The sequence below is a fragment of the Streptomyces sp. NPDC005784 genome (genome assembly GCF_042871525.1).
Taxonomy (GTDB): Bacteria; Actinomycetota; Actinomycetes; order Streptomycetales; family Streptomycetaceae; genus Streptomyces.
This window is the reverse complement of sequence record NZ_JBIAIQ010000015.1, coordinates 1-15,957: the sequence shown is the minus strand read 5'-3', so window position 1 is coordinate 15,957 and position 15,957 is coordinate 1. Positions and strand designations below refer to the sequence as shown.

The 15,957-nt window shown below is 70.9% G+C and carries 18 protein-coding genes; 7 read left to right on the top strand and 11 right to left on the bottom strand.

All coding sequences use genetic code 11. The annotated features are described in order from the left end of the window. Positions 1-7 precede the first annotated feature (7 nt). The 3 genes from ACFYR3_RS23400 to ACFYR3_RS23390 all read right to left on the bottom strand — a co-directional run bounded on the left by ACFYR3_RS23400 (position 8) and on the right by ACFYR3_RS23390 (position 2,989). On the bottom strand, positions 8-1,150 hold the full coding sequence (locus ACFYR3_RS23400) for an acyl-CoA dehydrogenase family protein (RefSeq protein ID WP_356783287.1): 1,143 nt from the start codon (positions 1,148-1,150) through the stop codon (positions 8-10). 118 nt (positions 1,151-1,268) lie between these two features. Beyond that, positions 1,269-2,405, bottom strand: a complete 1,137-nt coding sequence (locus ACFYR3_RS23395) for a CaiB/BaiF CoA transferase family protein (protein ID WP_389284658.1) — start codon at positions 2,403-2,405, stop codon at positions 1,269-1,271. 158 nt (positions 2,406-2,563) lie between these two features. Then, entirely contained in the window at positions 2,564-2,989 is a 426-nt protein-coding gene (locus ACFYR3_RS23390) for an MmcQ/YjbR family DNA-binding protein (RefSeq protein ID WP_355857094.1), read from the bottom strand. 144 nt (positions 2,990-3,133) lie between these two features. Between ACFYR3_RS23390 and ACFYR3_RS23385 the strand changes: the two genes are divergently transcribed. Further along, positions 3,134-4,306, top strand: a complete 1,173-nt coding sequence (locus ACFYR3_RS23385; protein ID WP_355857092.1) for a saccharopine dehydrogenase NADP-binding domain-containing protein — start codon at positions 3,134-3,136, stop codon at positions 4,304-4,306. Positions 4,307-4,393: 87 nt separating this feature from the next. Here the strand turns inward: ACFYR3_RS23385 and mmpA are convergent, their stop codons facing one another. The 4 genes from mmpA to ACFYR3_RS23365 all read right to left on the bottom strand — a co-directional run bounded on the left by mmpA (position 4,394) and on the right by ACFYR3_RS23365 (position 6,635). Then, positions 4,394-4,540 carry a morphogenic membrane protein MmpA gene (gene mmpA, locus ACFYR3_RS23380; protein WP_389284698.1) on the bottom strand — a complete coding sequence of 49 codons (147 nt, stop codon included), beginning with the start codon at positions 4,538-4,540 and terminating at the stop codon, positions 4,394-4,396. A gap of 194 nt (positions 4,541-4,734) precedes the next feature. After that, positions 4,735-5,424 (bottom strand): endonuclease V, encoded by a 690-nt coding sequence (locus ACFYR3_RS23375; RefSeq protein WP_355857086.1) that lies wholly within the window; start codon positions 5,422-5,424, stop codon positions 4,735-4,737. Positions 5,425-5,544: 120 nt separating this feature from the next. Further along, positions 5,545-5,883, bottom strand: coding sequence for a hypothetical protein (locus tag ACFYR3_RS23370; RefSeq protein ID WP_355857083.1), 339 nt, complete (start codon positions 5,881-5,883; stop codon positions 5,545-5,547). Between the two features lie 122 nt (positions 5,884-6,005). After that, positions 6,006-6,635 (bottom strand): DUF3887 domain-containing protein, encoded by a 630-nt coding sequence (locus ACFYR3_RS23365; protein ID WP_355857080.1) that lies wholly within the window; start codon positions 6,633-6,635, stop codon positions 6,006-6,008. 150 nt (positions 6,636-6,785) lie between these two features. Here ACFYR3_RS23365 and ACFYR3_RS23360 point away from each other — a divergent pair, with 150 nt between their 5' ends. Beyond that, positions 6,786-7,082, top strand: a complete 297-nt coding sequence (locus tag ACFYR3_RS23360; RefSeq protein ID WP_355857077.1) for a YciI family protein — start codon at positions 6,786-6,788, stop codon at positions 7,080-7,082. Positions 7,083-7,091: 9 nt separating this feature from the next. Here the strand turns inward: ACFYR3_RS23360 and ACFYR3_RS23355 are convergent, their stop codons facing one another. Both ACFYR3_RS23355 and ACFYR3_RS23350 read right to left on the bottom strand, forming a co-directional pair. Next, positions 7,092-7,418 (bottom strand): plasmid stabilization protein, encoded by a 327-nt coding sequence (locus ACFYR3_RS23355; RefSeq protein ID WP_355857074.1) that lies wholly within the window; start codon positions 7,416-7,418, stop codon positions 7,092-7,094. Positions 7,419-7,537: 119 nt separating this feature from the next. After that, positions 7,538-8,632: a WD40/YVTN/BNR-like repeat-containing protein gene (locus ACFYR3_RS23350; protein WP_389284657.1), complete on the bottom strand. Its 1,095-nt coding sequence runs from the start codon at positions 8,630-8,632 to the stop codon at positions 7,538-7,540. A gap of 270 nt (positions 8,633-8,902) precedes the next feature. Here ACFYR3_RS23350 and ACFYR3_RS23345 point away from each other — a divergent pair, with 270 nt between their 5' ends. Then, entirely contained in the window at positions 8,903-9,319 is a 417-nt protein-coding gene (locus tag ACFYR3_RS23345) for an SsgA family sporulation/cell division regulator (RefSeq protein ID WP_355857068.1), read from the top strand. A 58-nt stretch (positions 9,320-9,377) separates the two neighbouring features. Here the strand turns inward: ACFYR3_RS23345 and ACFYR3_RS23340 are convergent, their stop codons facing one another. Both ACFYR3_RS23340 and ACFYR3_RS23335 read right to left on the bottom strand, forming a co-directional pair. Then, positions 9,378-10,214 (bottom strand): isocitrate lyase/phosphoenolpyruvate mutase family protein, encoded by an 837-nt coding sequence (locus tag ACFYR3_RS23340; protein WP_389284656.1) that lies wholly within the window; start codon positions 10,212-10,214, stop codon positions 9,378-9,380. A gap of 187 nt (positions 10,215-10,401) precedes the next feature. Beyond that, positions 10,402-11,100 carry a GPP34 family phosphoprotein gene (locus ACFYR3_RS23335; RefSeq protein ID WP_389284655.1) on the bottom strand — a complete coding sequence of 233 codons (699 nt, stop codon included), beginning with the start codon at positions 11,098-11,100 and terminating at the stop codon, positions 10,402-10,404. A 309-nt stretch (positions 11,101-11,409) separates the two neighbouring features. On the opposite strand from ACFYR3_RS23335, the gene ACFYR3_RS23330 reads away from it, so the two are divergent. The 4 genes from ACFYR3_RS23330 to ACFYR3_RS23315 all read left to right on the top strand — a co-directional run bounded on the left by ACFYR3_RS23330 (position 11,410) and on the right by ACFYR3_RS23315 (position 15,655). Further along, positions 11,410-13,044 carry an ABC-F family ATP-binding cassette domain-containing protein gene (locus tag ACFYR3_RS23330; protein WP_389284654.1) on the top strand — a complete coding sequence of 545 codons (1,635 nt, stop codon included), beginning with the start codon at positions 11,410-11,412 and terminating at the stop codon, positions 13,042-13,044. Between the two features lie 125 nt (positions 13,045-13,169). After that, the gene (gene ddaH / locus ACFYR3_RS23325; RefSeq protein WP_356783273.1) at positions 13,170-13,946 is read left to right on the top strand and encodes a dimethylargininase; all 777 of its coding nucleotides are present in this window, start codon (positions 13,170-13,172) and stop codon (positions 13,944-13,946) included. A gap of 213 nt (positions 13,947-14,159) precedes the next feature. After that, complete coding sequence (locus tag ACFYR3_RS23320) at positions 14,160-15,137, top strand: acyl-ACP desaturase (protein WP_355857053.1); 978 nt, start codon at positions 14,160-14,162, stop codon at positions 15,135-15,137. 254 nt (positions 15,138-15,391) lie between these two features. After that, positions 15,392-15,655, top strand: coding sequence for a hypothetical protein (locus ACFYR3_RS23315; protein ID WP_389284653.1), 264 nt, complete (start codon positions 15,392-15,394; stop codon positions 15,653-15,655). Positions 15,656-15,957: the final 302 nt, after the last annotated feature.

Below are 15,957 nucleotides of genomic sequence, written 5' to 3'. Positions count from 1 at the left end.
GGGAGGGTTAGCCGAGCAGGGAACGGCCGATGATCTCCTTCATGATCTCGGTCGTCCCGCCGTAGATGGTCTGGATGCGTCCGTCGGTGAAGGCCCGGGCGACCCGGTACTCCGTCATGTAGCCGTAGCCGCCGTGCAGTTGGAGGCACCGGTCGGCCACCCGCTTCTGCAGTTCGGTCGCCCACCACTTGGCCATCGAGGCGTGCACCGCGTCGAGTTCGCCGTTCGAGTGGTCGACGATGCAGCGGTCGAGGAAGGTGCGGGTGACGGCGCACTCTGTGGCCATCTCGGCTATCTCGAAGCGGATGTGCTGGAGTCTGGCGAGCGGCCGCCCGAAGGCCTCGCGCTCCTTCACGTACTGCGTGGTGATCTCCAGCAGGTGCTCGGCGGCGGCGATCCCGGCGACGGCGATGCCCATGCGCTCCTGCGCGAGGTTCGTCATCAGGTGGATGAACGCGCCGTTCAGCTCTCCGAGCAGGTTCTCCTTGGGTACGCGCACGTCGTTGAAGAACAACTCGGCGGTGTCCTGCGACTTCTGCCCGATCTTGTCGAGATTGCGGCCGCGCTCGAAGCCCTCCGCGCCGCGCTCGACGACGAGCAACGACAGCCCGCGCGCACCGCCTTCGGGCGTGGTCTTCGCGACGACGATCACCAGGTCGGCGAGGATGCCGTTGGAGATGAAGGTCTTGGAGCCGTTGAGCAGGAAGTGGTCGCCCTTGTCCTCGGCGTGGGTCGTGATCCCCTGAAGGTCGGATCCGGCGCCGGGTTCGGTCATCGCGATCGCCGTGACGATCGAGCCGTCACAGAAACCGGGCAGCCAGCGCCGCTTCTGCTCCTCGGTGGCGAGGCCCGTCAGATACGGCCCGATGATGTCGTTGTGCAGTCCGAGGGCGAGACCCGCCGCTCCCGCGCGCGTGAACTCCTCGGCGAGTACGGCGCTGTAGCGGAAGTCGGTGGTGCCGCCGCCCCCGTACTCCTCGGGCACGGCGAGTCCGAGCAGGCCCTGCTTACCGGCCGCCCGCCAGGCGTCGCGCGAGACGATGCCGTCCTTCTCCCACTGCTCGTAGTGGGGCAGCACCTCCTTGGCGAGGAAGGTGCGCACGGTCTCGCGGAACGCGTCGTGCTCGGCGGTGAAGATCTGCCGCTTCATGCGGGAAACGCCTTCCTGGAGTTCATACCGGGGAACCCTCGTGGAGCGTGCTCCTGGGGCTCGCGAGGGTGCGTACGGGCCGGGTCCTCGCCGCGGGCGGGCGGTCGGGTGAGCTCCATCAACCGCCGTCCTTCGTCAGCCGGGGTACGTCCCAGTCACGGGCCACGTCCGCGGTGTGGGCGCCCGGTTGGGCGGGGCCGCCGCGGACCGAGGTGGGGGTGGCCGAGAAGCGCGGCGCGGGGGCCGGCTGGGTGATGCCGCCGTGGTCCACGAAGGTGCCGCGCGCGGCGAGGTGCGGGTGCCCGGGCGCCTCGCGCAGCGACAGGACCGGCGCCACGCACGCGTCGGAGCCCTCGAAGACGGCGGTCCACTCGTCTCTCGTACGGGTCCTGAAGCGGGCGGCGACGCCCTCGCGCAGCTCCTCCCAGCGGGCCGGGTCCTGGCGGGCGGGGCCGAGTTCGGGGATGCCGAGCAGTTCGACGAACTCGTCGTAGAACCGCCGCTCCAGGGGGCCGACCGCCATGTGCCGGCCGTCGGCCGTCTCGTAGGTACCGTAGTACGGGCAGCCGCCGTCGAGGAGGTTGGCGCGGCGCCGGTCCTGCCAGCCGCCCGCGGCCATCATGCCGTGGATCATCGTGGAGAGGTGCGCGGCGCCGTCGACGATGGCCGCGTCCACGACCTGCCCGGCGCCGGTCGCGCGCGCGTGGTTCAGGGCGGCGAGGACGCCGACGACGAGATAGAGGGAGCCGCCCGCGTAGTCGCCGAGGAGGTTGGCGGGGACCGCCGGCGGCTCGTCCGGCTCGCCGATCATTCCGAGGGTGCCGGTGAGCGCGATGTAGGCGATGTCGTGCCCGGCGCGGTCGGCGAGCGGGCCTTCCTGGCCCCACCCGGTCATCCGGCCGTAGACGAGCCTCGGGTTGCGGTCACGGCAGGCCTCGGGGCCGACACCGAGGCGCTCGGCGACGCCGGGGCGGTAGCCCTCGATCAGGATGTCGGCCCGTTCGGCCAGGTCGAGAACGCCGGCCGCCCCGTCCTCGGCCTTGAGGTCGATGATCACGGACCGCTTGTTGCGGTTGGTGATGTCGTAGGCCGGATCGACCCCGATCCCGGCCCCGCCGGGCCGGTCCACCCGGACGACGTCCGCTCCGAGGTCGGCGAGCAGCATGGCGGCGAACGGGCCGGGGCCGATGCCCGCCAGCTCGACCACGCGCACCCCGGTGAGCGGGCCGTGTCCCGGTGTTCCTGCCGCTGTCATCAAGCCCCCAGCACTGTGACACCACTGATGTGACATCAGCGATGTTAAGAACGTGTTCCACTCCGGGCAAGCCCCTGGCGAGCAAGCGCTTAGTTAAATTCCCGTACCGCGACCAGCACCGACCCATTTCCGCGACCGGCCCTGATCCAGCTCCGCGATCAGCCCTGGTCCAGTTCCGCAATCACGCCGGCCCGATTCCGCCATCGGCGCTGGTCCAGTTCCGCGATCAGCTTCTTGGGCGCTATCACGCGATAGCTCTCCTCGACCCAGTCGCAGAGCAGCTCCGCCGCGGGGGCCCCCTGCTCCTCCATGGGCACGCGCACCCAGCCGGCCTTGCCCAGGCCGTATCCGGCGGGCTCCGCACCGGGTGAGGTGAGCGCGTGGGCGTGTGCCGCCTCGTCCTTGAGCTTCACGGTGAGGCCCAGGGGGTAACTGCCGTCCTCGAGGCCGAGGAAGACGAAGACCTTCTTGTTGACCTTCGCGACGGTCTCGCCCCAGGGGAACTCCTCCGTGGCGCCGGGCAGGCCGAGCGCGAACTCGCGCACCTTCTGCCACTTTTTCAGCGCGTTTTTCGACACGGCCACGGCTGCCTCCGGCCTGTTCGTGCGACCTCGTCGTCCGACTGTTCGTACCTCACGCTAGCCTCAGCCACCGACAACGGCGCTTCGCGCACGACGTGGCGGGCAGGCACCGCACGATCGAGCGCAGCCCACAGTGCGGAGGGTGTCATGAGCAGGCTGATCGAGTCGGACCGCGCGTACGACATCGTGCTCTTCGGAGCCACGGGGTTCGTCGGGGAACTCACCGCGGAGTACCTGGCCGCTCACGCGCCCGAGGGACTCCGATGGGCGATCGCGGGACGCAGCGCGGAGAAGCTGGAACGACTGCGGGAGCGGCTCGGCGGCGCACCCGGTGTGCTGCGGGCGGACGTGACGGACCCGGACTCGGTACGCGAACTCGCCCGCCACGCGCGCGTGGTGGCCACGACGGTGGGGCCGTACATCACCTACGGGGAGGACCTGGTGGCCGCCTGCGCGGATGCCGGGACCGACTACCTGGACCTGACGGGCGAGCCCGAGTTCGTGGACCTGATGTACGTCCGGCACGACGCACGCGCGCGGGAGACGGGCGCGCGGCTCGTGCACGCCTGCGGCTTCGACTCGATCCCGCACGACCTGGGCGCCTACTTCACCGTGCGGCAGCTCCCTGAGGACGTGCCGCTGAGGGTGGACGGATTCGTGCGCTCCCAGGCGATGTTCTCGGGCGGCACCTTCGCCTCCGCGCTCAACCAGTTCGCCCGTGGCCGGCACATGCTCGCCGCGGCGCGGGAGCGCAGGCACCACGAGCCGCGCCTGATGGGGCGGCGGGTCACGGCCCCGCTGGGGGCGCCGCGGTTCGCCGCGGAGGTCGGGGCGTGGGCCCTGCCGCTGCCCACGATCGACGCCCAGGTGGTGCAGCGTTCGGCGCGGGCCCTGGCGCGGTACGGGCCGGACTTCCGCTACCGCCATTACGCGGCCGTCGAGCGGTTGCCCGTGGCCCTCGGCGGAGTCGCCGGGGTGAGCGCGGTCTTCGCCGCCGCCCAGCTGCCGCCCGCGCGCCGCTGGTTGTCCGACCGGATCAAGCCGGGCGAGGGGCCGAGCGCCGCGCGCCGCGCGAAGAGCTGGTTCTCGGTGCGCTTCGTGGGCGAGGGCGGCGGCCGACGCGTGTTCACCGAGGTCACGGGTGGCGACCCCGGCTACGACGAGACCGCGAAGATGCTCGCCGAGTCGGCGCTGGCCCTGGCCCTCGACGAGCTGCCGAAGACATCCGGTCAGGTCACACCGGCGGTGGCGATGGGCGACGCGCTGCTGGAACGGCTCAGCGCGGCGGGGATCACCTTCCGGGTGGCGGCGGTCCGGTAGGGCCGGGAAGTCCGGTGGGACCCGGCAGAATCCCGAAGGGCCGGGTACTCCGGTGGGTGCGAGGCGGGCGTGAGGGTCGGGCGACCCTCACGACGCCCAGGCCATGACCGTGTAGATCATCCCGCCCATCCAGGCGAGTCCGGCCGGAACGGCGAGGACCAGTGCGGCCGTCACGGCGCGTCCGGCGGGCCGAGCGGGGTCGGCGGCGGGTCTCGGGGCACGGTGCGTGGTCATACGGATCAGCTTGCCGATCATGGCGACTTCATGCATCCGTACGAGTACTCAGAACACGTACTCAGACCGTCCCGGCCGACACATGGGAGACATCGGGCGGGCCGGCCGGTGGGAGGATCGGGCGGTCGGCGCGTGACGGACGTCGGGCCGGCCGGCGGGTGAGGGACGTCGGGCCTGCCAACAGTCCGAAGACGTCAGGCAGTTGCCTCCTGGAGAGCCCGCCTGCACAGGGAGTCCGCGCGCCGGGTGGATTCCGGCAGGCGGTACTTCGGGGTGAGCGCGAGGGTGTGCGCGCAGGCGTTGTCGAGGTCCACGCGGTGGCCGACGGACACGAACACGGGCTTGATCCCGTCCTGGGTGCGCAGCGCGCGGCCCACGTCGTCGGTACCGGCGAGCAGCGCCGCGACGCTGCCGCGCCGGGCGCCGGGCTCCTCGTAGGAGAAGGCGAACGGGTTCTTGGCGACGCCGATCGTGGGGAGCCCGGTGAGGACGCCGAGGTGACTGGCGAGGCCGAAACGGCGCGGGTGGGCGAGTCCGTACCCGTCGCAGACGACCAGGCCGGGCGGGCAGGGCAGGGCGTCCAGCGCGGCCAGGACGGTCGGGATCTCGCGGAAGGCGAGCAGTCCGGGGACGTACGGGAAGGAGACCCGGCCGACGGCGGTGGCCTCCGCCACGACGTCGAGGGTCGCCGCGTCGAGGACGACGGCCGCCGCGACCACGACGTCCCGCTCGTCGTCGTAGGCGACGTCGACGCCCGTGACCCGGCCGGTGCCGGGCGGCGGCCCCGGTTCGTCGAGCACCACGCGCTCGCGCAACTCGTCCTGCACGAGCCGGGCTTGTTCCTCGGTGGCGGGCCACCCCGCGGGGATCCTCACGATGGTCATGATGGGAAAGAGCGTCGCAGATGAGTTCAGGTCTTCCTGGGCGGGGCCGGGTTTTCGGCCCGGCCCCGGTCCCGGGAAGGCAAAACCAACGACTGCAATCAACCCTGGCGGCTGTCCCGATCAACCGCCGCCGATGCGCTGGGCGATGATGTGCTGGACGGCGTCCGGGTCGTCCGGAGTGATCGTGGGACGCACACGACGCCCGACGTCCATCACGAGTGCCATGTGCTTCCCGGGGCGCCGCGGATCGAGGTTCCACCAGTGGACCAGGTCACCCGAGCCCCAGATGCGCCACTTCCGCACCGAGTTCACGCCGGTCAGGGAAAGCGTGGTGACTCCTCTGATCGAGGCGTAGGGGATCCGTTTCGCCCCCCAGGGGAAGTAGCGTCGGATGGTGAGGCCCTGCTCGTCGCAGCGGATCACGCCGTCGTCATAGGGGGTCGCACTCTCGTGGCTCAACTGCATCTCCTGGTGCTCATCGCGGGCCGATCACCCGCTTCCGTCTGCGGGTCAGCGGGCCAGCGGGCCAGCGGATCCTCGTCCTGGTCGCGGACGGATGTGGGCGGATATGGACGGACACCTCACGGGACCTCGGGCGCGAGGATGAAGATTCCGGCGACCTTCTCGTCGGCGTCGAACGCGACCCGGGCCTTCATGTCACCGGCCTCGTAGTTCAGGGGGATGTCGACGACGGTGTGGTCGCCGACCCTCCGGACGAACGGCTCACCTTCCGCGAAGCCCTCGAACGCGCCGACCAGTCCGGCGACCGTGGCCAGGCCGTCGGCCCGGACCTTGTCGGTGAAGGCCTCCAGGACCTGCGCGTTGAACGACGGCCGGGCGTCGTCCATGCGGTCTTCGAGGACGGCCGTGACGATCGTGAGGGCGCGTTCCGCGGCGTCGGTCATCCGCACTGTCTTGTCCATGGGTTCTCCGGTGCGAGGGTCGATGGGCTTGCCGAACCGCTGGAAGGCGGCCTGGCGGGTGACTCCGAGCAGGTCCCCGATCTCCTGCCAGGTGTGACCGGCGTCGCGGGACTGCTGGACGCACAACCTGAGTACCTGTTCCCCCAGGGCATCGATGCCCTGGGCGCGTCCCACCAGGTCGAGGTAGGCCGGTGGGGTCAACGGGCTGCCCATGGAGGCGGCCAGGGCCGAGGCCTGCTCGGCGAGCCGGGCGCATACGGCCGTGAGGGACAGCGAGGAATCGGTCACATGTAAAGGATGCCTTTACACGGTCGAGCGCGTCAAGGATTCCTTTACACCTTCGCCCCCAGGGGCTTGGGCCGCGCTTCGGACGGGGATGCCGGCCACTCGTCAAGGGGTACGGCATCCGGTCGGCGGGCCAGGGATAGGCTCGCGATCATGTTCGTACTGGAGCTGACCTACACCGCGCCGCTCGAAGCCGTCGACGCCGTCCTTGATGCTCATGTCGCCTGGCTCGACGAGCAGTACGCGGCCGGGTTCTTCATCGCCTCGGGGCGCAAGAACCCCCGCGACGGAGGCGTGATCCTGGCCGTCGCGGACGACCGGGCGCGGATCGAGGAGATCGCCGCGGGCGACCCGTTCGTCACGGCGGGCGTGTGCGCGTACCGCGTCACCGAGTTCGTCGCGACGAAAACGGCTCCCGGCCTCGAGCGGTACCGCGAGCCGCTCGGCTGAGCGCCGCGCTCAGCCCCGGTCGAGCGCCCGCTGGAGCTGCTCCTTGTTCATCCCCGAGCGGCCCTCGATATTGTGCCGCCTGGCCTCCTCGTAGAGCTGGTCGTAAGTGGGCCCCTGTGCGCCCTGGTGCGAGCGCCTGCCACCCCGTTCACCGGACGACATGTCCTCGACGGACGTGCGGCTCGCGGTCCGCGACTCGCCGGCGCGCGCACGCTCCTTGTTCACCGTGCGTGCCGCGATCTCCTCGGCGCGCTTCTCGCTCTCGCCCCGATCTCGCGCGCTCTGCCTGATGTGTTCGTACTGACGTTCCCGCTTGGGGCTCGCACCGCGTGGCATTGCTGATCACTTCCCTTCCTGCGCGGTACGAGTACCCCGTATCCGGACGGCATTCGGACAGAATTCGGGGCGCTGTCCGGGCGCGGCCAAGGGCGCGCCCCGGACGGACAGCGCACGGTTCAGCGTTCCAGCCGGGCGACCCTTCCCTTCTCGCCGGAGGCCCAGCAGCCCAGGTCCGGGGTGCAGTCCACAGTGTCGTACGAGCCGGTGTCGAGGGTGCGCCAGGTCCGGCCGCCGTCGGTCGTCAGGTCGGTGCCGGTGGGACCGACCGCGAGGGCGGCGGTGCGGCTGTGCGGAAGCCAGGTGACGCCGGAGCGGTAGGCGGGCGGGGACTGAGCGGCCGTGGTCCAGGTGCGGCCTCCGTCGAGGCTGGTCGCGGCGGCCTGCGGTGAGGCCTGGTCGGCGCGGTAGTCGCCGCCGACCGCGAGTCCGTGGACGCGGTCGCGGAAGGCGAGGGCGAAGACACCGCGCGCCGGATCGCCGGCGGGTACGGGCGTGTCGGCGGCGGTCCAGGTCAGTCCGCGGTCCGCGGAGTGCAGCACGCGCGCGCGGGCGCCCCCTCCCGTGGCCAGCCACACATCGCGGGGCCCCGAACCGACCAGGCACTGGCCGCTCGCGGCGAAGCCCGCCTCGCCGTCCTCGGCGGCGGGCATCCCGTCGCTGGGCAGCACCTTCCAGGAGCGGCCGCCGTCGCTGGTCGAGAGGATGCGGAACCTGCCGTCCACCGGGTCGCTCACCGCCAGGCCGTGCCGCCGGTCGAGGAAGGTGAGGCAGTCGTAGAAGGCCTTGGGGTCGGTGTTGCGGAAGGACTCGGTCCAGGTGGCGCCGCCGTCCTCGGTCCGGTAGACGCGGGACGCCTCGCCCTCCCCGATGGCCAGGACCACCGCGCGCCGCGCGTCGAACGCCTCTATGTCGCGGAACTCCAGGTCCGCCGTCCCGGGCGGCGACACGTTCCGCCAGAGCGCGCCGCCGTCGGTGGTGCGCAGCACGGTGCCCTTCGAGCCGGCCACCCACGCGGTGTCCCTGCTGACGGCCGACAGTCCACGGAACCGTACGTCTGTACCGCTGCTTTTGAGCGCCCAGTGCGGGGTGGTCCGTGCCGCCTCGTGCGCCTGCGCCGGCACCGCCACCGCGAGCGCCGCGGCGAGTGCGGCCGCCCCCAGTCCCACGCCGACCGTCCGGCTCGTACGTCTCGTCTTCCCCAAGCCCCTCATGGCGGGCGAAGCTAGTCCACTCGCCCGATGGCGTCTATATGGCCTCCCGCGGGAACCCCGGAGCCCGCTCGGGTGTCCTCTTCGGTGTCGGGTGAGTGCGGAACGGAAAGAGATCACCATGGCCGGGGTAAGTGGATCTCCCCGGTGCATGACTTCGGTGACAGAGGTCACTCGGCTCAGAGGTGCACGCGCCGGGTCATTCTTCCGTCTCTTCAATTGACCGGCTTCATCCGCCCGGAGTTCGTTCAGCCGTCACAAGGGAGCAAGGCGTTGTCCACCGTCATCGAGCAGCCCGTAGAGGCCCGCCTCGTCGCCGCCGCGCCGCGGATGCCGAGCATTCCGGCCACGCTCCACTACGACCGGACCGACCCGTTCGCCGTCCGCATGACCTTCCCGGCCCCCGCCACGCTCGAAGGCGTGGAGGTCTGCTGGACCTTCGCCCGCGAGCTGCTCGTGTCGGGCCTCGACGACTCGGTGGGGGTCGGAGACGTACGGGTGCGGCCGTACGGATACGACCGCACCGTGCTGGAGTTCCACGCCCCCGAGGGCACCGCCGTGGTGCACATCCGCTCCGGCGAGGTGCGGAACTTCCTGCAGCAGACCACCGAGTTGGTGCCGGTCGGCCTGGAGCACCTCCAGGTGGACCTGGACCACGATCTGGCGGAACTCATGCGGGGCACCTGCTGAAGCGGCGCTGGTACCTTCAGCACCTTCAGCCAACACGGCGCAGGTACCTTCAGGGTCTTCAACCGACGCGGCGCATCAGGGTGTTGAGCCCGGCGTAGTCGAGCCCGCCGGTCGGCGTCTCGTAGGATCCCGTGCCCAGCAGCTCCCGCGCGGCCCGCCGGACCAGGGCATACGCGGCCACCGCGATGCTCGAACCCGCGCTGATCCGGGCCACTCCGAGAGCGGCCAGCTCGCCGACGGACGGCGCTCCGGGGCCCACCAGGATGTTCAGGGGGCCGTCGATGCCCTCGACGAGCGCCTTCACGGTCGCCGGATCGACGGTTCCGGGGACGAAGACGCCGTCGGCTCCCGCGGCCAGGAACGCGGCAGCCCTCTCCAGGGTCTCCTCCATCCCGCCCGCGCCGCGCAGAAACGTGTCGATGCGGGCATTGACGAACAGCGGCACGTCCGCGGCGTCGGCTGCCGCGCGGACCGCAGCGATGCGCTCCGCCTGCTCGTCCACCGGGCGCAGCGGCCCGGCGCCCTCCCCATAGAGGGCATCCTCGATGTTCACGCCCACGGCGCCCGCCGCGAGCACCGCGCGGACGGTGTCCCCCACTCCCTGTGCGTTGGGCGCGTACCCGCTCTCGATGTCCGCGCTGACCGGCACCCCGACCGCGGCGGCGATCCGCGCGACGGCCGCGAGCGCGACCTCCCTGTCCAGCCGGTCCCCGTCCGCCGCGCCCAGTGCCCAGGCGAGCCCCGCGCTGGTCGTCGCCACGGCCGCCGCGCCGGCCTCCTCGACGATCCTGGCGCTCGCGGCGTCCCAGGCGTTCGGCAGGACGAGGGGGCGGCCCGGGACATGCAGGGCGCGGAAGGCGCGGGCGGTTTCGCGGAGCTGCTCGGTTTTGGTCATGGAGAGAACCCAAGCACGGTCCGCGCGACGGGGGCTGGCGGGAATCCGACATGCATGTGGGGCAGGCCGCCGTCCTGGAACCCCGGGGCCACAGACGGGGGCCCGTCAAAGACGGCCCCCGCCGTGGCCGCGGACGGGCCCCCGCGGGAACTCGCGTTCCCGCGGGGGCGCCTCGGCCCGTGTCCGTTCAGTTCGCGGTGGTCGCGGCCGTGGTCGTCGCTGTCGTGGCTGTCGTGGCTGTCGTGGCCGCCACGATCACCGCCGTACGGACCTCCTGGATGACCTTCCTCAGGGCAGGAGCCGCCGCGCCGCTGCGTTCGGTGAGTTCGTCGATGCGGGCCTTGTGGAGCCTGCGGTCCTTGGGCGACGCGAGGGTGCGGAGCTCGGCCGCGGTGGCGAGGGCCACGAGGGCCGCGTCGCGGTCGCAGACGTCGGCGACGGGCACCGGTCCCCCCAGCACCTGTCGCGCCTCCGCGCGCAGGGCCTCCACGGCGGGCACCCGGTCCAGCTCGTACTCCACGGAGGGGAAGATCCCGAGGACCCGCTTCTTCTCCGCCCGCAGATATCCCTCGGCGGCGAGCTGGGCGCGTACGGCGTCCAGGGTGACCCTGGCCCACGAGGTGACCCAGGGCTTCCACCTGCGGGGCCGGGACTCCGACACGAGTTCCAGGAGCCCGTCGAGGACGAGGTCTCCCGTCCTGGAGTCCGCGTCCACGGGGGTGACGATGCCGTCGTCGTCGACGAGCAGCCCGCGCTGTGCGAGCTCGGTGAGGGCGCCGGCGCGCACCAGGTGATGGAGGTGGGTGGACCCGGTGATCTTCCGTTTCGAGGTGTCCCAGGCCAGGAGGTAGAGCCGGGCGGGCAACGAGAGCGGGCCGTTCGGCACGAGGTCTCCTTGGTTCGTCGGGGGCGCGTCTAATCCTTTGACAGCCCAGTGGGCCGCCCGTACGGTGTTCAGCGGTTCTGTTGCCGTCGAATGGAGAAGGACGTTGCTCGTCTGAGGTCTGAGACACCGCGTCACACACAGCCGGATCTGTGATCTGTCCGGCCCGCGTGTGCGCAGCGTGCGACCTCGGCGTTCGAGCCGTCCTTGGGTGCGGAGCCTTCTTCTCGCTCTCCTCCGAACTGGATCGTCGTCGCCTCGCGGTGTCCCGTACGCGTACCCCCGACCGCATCCAGCAACCGCGAGGCTCTCATGTCAGCGTTCCCCACCTCCGTAACGTGCACCTCCCTGTCCTTCGCCTGGCCGGACGGCACCGAGGTCTTCGACGACCTCCAGGTCGCCGTCGGACCTGGCATCACCGGGCTCGTCGGGGCCAACGGATCCGGTAAGTCAACCTTGTTGAAGCTGATCGCCGGAGAACTCGCCCCGGCCGACGGCACCGTCCGGGTCGCGGGCGAGGTCGGCCATCTGCCGCAGAACGTCACCCTCGACACCGCCCTGCGGGTCGACGAGGCTCTCGGAATCTCCGCGGTCCGCGCCGCCCTGCACGCGATCGAGGCGGGCGACGTGGCCGAGGAGCACTTCGAAGTCGTCGGCGACGACTGGGACGTCGAGGAGCGGGCCCGCGCGACCCTCGGCGAACTCGGTCTCGGACACATCGAGTTGGACCGCACGATCGGCGAGGTGTCCGGCGGCGAGTCGGTGCTGCTGCGGCTGGCCGCGCTCCTGCTGCGCCGGCCCGACGTCCTCCTCCTCGACGAACCCACCAACAACCTCGACCTGTACGCGCGACAGCGGCTGTACGCGGCCGTGGAGGCCTGGTCCGGGGTCATGGTCGTGGTCAGCCACGACCGTGAACTGCTGGACCTGGTCGACCAGATCGCCGATCTGCGGTCCGGCGAGGTCACCTGGTACGGCGGGAACTTCTCCGCGTACGAGGAAGCGCTCGCCGGCGAACAGGAGGCGGCTGAGCGCATGGTGCGCGTCGCCGAGTCCGATCTGAAGAAGCAGAAACGCGAACTGGTGGACGCACAGGTCAAGTTGGCCCGGCGCAAGCGGTACGGCCAGAAGATGTTCGAGCAGAAACGCGAGCCGAAGATCGTCATGGGTGCGCGCAAGCGGGCGGCCCAGGAGTCCGCGGGCAAGCACCACATCATGCACGAGGAGAAGCTCAGCGAGGCGAAGGAGCGTCTCGACGAGGCGGTGGAGGCCGTACGGGACGACGACGAGATCCGGATCGACCTGCCGTACACGGCCGTACCGCCGGGGCGCACCGTCCTCACCCTCGACCGGCTGGAGCTGAGATACGGCGCACGGGTGGACGGCGTGTTCGATCTGCGCGGACCCGAACGCATCGCGCTCACCGGGCGCAACGGAGCGGGCAAGACGACGCTCCTGCGCACGATCGCCGGGGAGCTGGACGCCGTGTCCGGTGAGGCGCACGCCCATGTGCCCCTGCGCTTCCTGCCGCAGCGGCTCGACGTTCTCGACGACGAGCGCACCGTCGCCGAGAACGTGGCCCGGTACGCGCCCGCCGCCACCAACAACCGGATCCGGGCGCGTCTGGCCCGCTTCCTGTTCAAGGGCGCGAAGGCCGACCAGCGGGCGGCGACGCTCTCCGGCGGCGAACGCTTCCGCGCGGCGCTCGCGGCTCTGATGCTGGCCGACCCCGCGCCGCAGCTCCTGATGCTCGACGAGCCGACGAACAACCTCGACATGGCGAGCGTCCGCCAGCTCACCACGGCCCTGGAGTCGTACGAAGGGGCTCTGATCGTCGCCAGCCACGACATGCCGTTCCTGGAGTCGATCGGCATCACGCGACGGCTGCTGTTGGAAGGAGGAGAACTGAAAGAAATCGCGCCGGAAACTGTCGGGTATTCCTCCTAGTGCGGGGAGCGGAGGCGGCCTAGCGTCGGGGGTGGCGCCCGACGTCAGGCCGGGGGGCTTTTGCGCGCGCGAACCGCGCTGCATGATGTTGCGCCGACACCCCCTGCCGATTCGGAGACCCACCCGTGCCCAGTCAGAAAGCGCTCGTACGCCGGCCCAGCCCCCGCCTCGCCGAGGGGCTGGTGACCCACATGGAGCGCACGACGGTGGACGTCGACCTCGCGGTCGAGCAGTGGGAGGCGTACACCGAGGCGCTGCGCACGCACGGCTGGGAGACCGTCGAGGTCGACCCGGCGGAGGACTGCCCGGACTCGGTGTTCGTCGAGGACGCCGTCGTCGTCTTCCGCAACGTCGCCCTGATCGCCCGCCCGGGTGCCGAGTCCCGGCGCGCCGAGACTCCGGGGGTCGAGGAGGCCGTGGCACGGCTCGGCTGCTCGGTGAACTGGATCTGGGAGCCGGGCACCCTCGACGGCGGCGACATCCTGAAGGTGGGCGACACGATCTATGTGGGCCGTGGCGGCCGCACGAACGCGGCCGGGGTCCAGCAGCTGCGAGCGGTCTTCGAACCGCTCGGGGCGCGGGTCGTCGCCGTCCCCGTCAGCAAGGTGCTGCATCTGAAGTCGGCGGTCACCGCGCTGCCCGACGGGACGGTGATCGGGCACGAGCCGCTCGTGGACACCCCCTCGCTCTTCCCGCGCTTCCTGGCGGTCCCGGAGGAGTCCGGGGCGCATGTCGTCCTCCTGGGCGGCGGCAAGCTCCTGATGTCGGCGGGCGCCCCGAAGACCGCGGAACTGCTCGCGGACCTCGGCCACGAACCGGTCCTGGTGGACATCAGCGAGTTCGAGAAGCTCGAAGGGTGTGTGACGTGTCTCTCAGTAAGACTTCGGGAGCTGTACGTCTGAACGAGTGAGCGATACATCCGTCCGGCCCTGGGACCTCGGCGTCCAGGGCGTCCTCCGGTGTGGGCCGGAAAGTGCGCGCCCTCGCCTGTAACACCGCAGATCAGCGACCTTTACAGGGTTCTTAACCTACGGAGGCGTAACCTACGGAGACGTAGCCTACGATGCCGTAGGTTAGGTGTTCCGCTCGCTTTCCCGTCCCTCCCTGGAGTACCCGTGACGATCACTTCTCCTGACCTCGGCAGCCCGGCAGCCGCCTGGACCGACGCTCGCCTGCTGTACGCGCTGGAGGAAGTCGTCGAGACGGAGCTGAACCGTCACCTGAAGGTGGCCAAGGACTGGATGCCGCACGAGTACGTGCCCTTCAGCGACGGCCGGAACTTCCCCGGGATCTTCGAGGACGGCGAGGCCTGGGACAAGGAGCAGTCCAAGGTCACCGAGATCGGCCGCATCGCCCTGGTGGTCAACCTCCTCACCGAGGACAACCTCCCGAGCTACCACCACGAGATCGCCTCTCTCTTCGGCCGTGACGGCGCCTGGGGCACCTGGGTGCACCGCTGGACGGCGGAGGAGGGCCGGCACGGCATCGTGATGCGCGACTACCTTCTCGCCTCGCGCGCGGTGGACCCGGACAAGCTCGAAGCGTTCCGGATGCTCCACATGAGCGAGGGCTTCGAGTCGGACAACCGCCACTCGATGCTGCACTCGGTCGCGTACGTCGCCTTCCAGGAGCTGGCGACCCGCATCTCGCACCGCAACACCGGTCACCAGTCGGGCGACCCGGTCTGCGACCGCATGCTGGCGCGCATCGCGACCGACGAGAACCTTCACATGGTCTTCTACCGCAACCTCCTGAAGGCCGCGTTCGAGCTCGCCCCCGACCTGACCATGCAGGCCGTCCGCGATGTCGTGGTCAACTTCCGGATGCCCGGTCACGGCATGCCCGGCTTCGAGCGCATGGCCGCGCAGATGGCCATCGGCGAGGTCTACAACATGCGCATCCACCACGACGACGTGCTCCAGCCCGTGCTGCGCCACCTCAGGGTCCTGGAGATGGACGGCCTCGGCCCCGAGGGCCTCAAGGCCCAGGAGGAGCTCGGCCTCTTCATGGGCGGTCTCGACTCGGAGGCCTCGAAGTTCGACGAGAAGCTCGCCACCCGCAAGGCCCGCATGGCGGCCCGCGCGAACGCGTAGCTCCGACCGCCGGCGCTGCTCCGACCTCCCGGTCACCGGTCTCCCGGATGCCGATCGAGCGTCGATCAGGACCGGGCTTTGCCCACGAGCCAGAGAGCACGGCGCCTCCGGCCGAGCCCCTCGGGCCCGGAACTGCTCGTGCCCTACATGAACACACGGCTCCGCGGCCGGCCCGCGTCAACACGCGGCTCCGCACTTCGCCCCCGGCTCACGCCGCCCCGCCTCGCGCGGGGACGTGATCCGGGGGCTCGCGTATGTCCGGCGGGCCGACGGAGCGCTACCGCTCCGCCCCACGCGTACGCCCGACCGTGGGCTTCGCGGTCGCAGCCTCCGAGGGCGCGGGTTTCGCTGCCGCAGGCTTGTCGGGCACACGCTTCGCGGCCGCGGCGGTCACCGAGGGGCGGAGCGGCCGATCACTCCTGCGCGGTCAGCCGGTTCAGCGCGGCATCCCTGACGTCGGGGACCGGGAGACGGCGCGGTTCTCCGAGGTGTTCCGGCCGTCGGCCGGTACCGGATGAGTGGCGTCGACTCCGCGCGGCGAGGCTCATGGTCCTCGACATCAAATGAGAACCCTTGCTCGTGTGGACGGCTCGGCCGTCCTTGCCCTTGACGCAACGGCGACGGATGGTGCCGCTACGCCACGAACGTTGCCGCGGATCGACTCGCGTGGCTCGTCGCTCAGTCGGGTGTTCAGTCGGGTGTCCCGGCCGAGTCGGCCGGTCCGAAGTCGTTGTCCAGGGCAGACCGTTCGACGTCGTCGCTGGTCGCCGGCCCAACCGGCCGGCGCCAGACATCGCCCGACGCTCCCGAGTCCCGTCTT

Coding starts and splice junctions, on each gene's coding strand:
- ACFYR3_RS23400 (WP_356783287.1), bottom strand. CDS start 1,150: ATGAAGCGGCAGATCTTCACCGCCGAGCACGACGCGTTCCGCGAGACC.
- ACFYR3_RS23395 (WP_389284658.1), bottom strand. CDS start 2,405: ATGACAGCGGCAGGAACACCGGGACACGGCCCGCTCACCGGGGTGCGC.
- ACFYR3_RS23385 (WP_355857092.1), top strand. CDS start 3,134: ATGAGCAGGCTGATCGAGTCGGACCGCGCGTACGACATCGTGCTCTTC.
- mmpA (WP_389284698.1), bottom strand. CDS start 4,540: ATGACCACGCACCGTGCCCCGAGACCCGCCGCCGACCCCGCTCGGCCC.
- ACFYR3_RS23375 (WP_355857086.1), bottom strand. CDS start 5,424: ATGACCATCGTGAGGATCCCCGCGGGGTGGCCCGCCACCGAGGAACAA.
- ACFYR3_RS23360 (WP_355857077.1), top strand. CDS start 6,786: ATGTTCGTACTGGAGCTGACCTACACCGCGCCGCTCGAAGCCGTCGAC.
- ACFYR3_RS23355 (WP_355857074.1), bottom strand. CDS start 7,418: ATGCCACGCGGTGCGAGCCCCAAGCGGGAACGTCAGTACGAACACATC.
- ACFYR3_RS23350 (WP_389284657.1), bottom strand. CDS start 8,632: ATGAGGGGCTTGGGGAAGACGAGACGTACGAGCCGGACGGTCGGCGTG.
- ACFYR3_RS23340 (WP_389284656.1), bottom strand. CDS start 10,214: ATGACCAAAACCGAGCAGCTCCGCGAAACCGCCCGCGCCTTCCGCGCC.
- ACFYR3_RS23330 (WP_389284654.1), top strand. CDS start 11,410: ATGTCAGCGTTCCCCACCTCCGTAACGTGCACCTCCCTGTCCTTCGCC.
- ACFYR3_RS23315 (WP_389284653.1), top strand. CDS start 15,392: ATGTCCGGCGGGCCGACGGAGCGCTACCGCTCCGCCCCACGCGTACGC.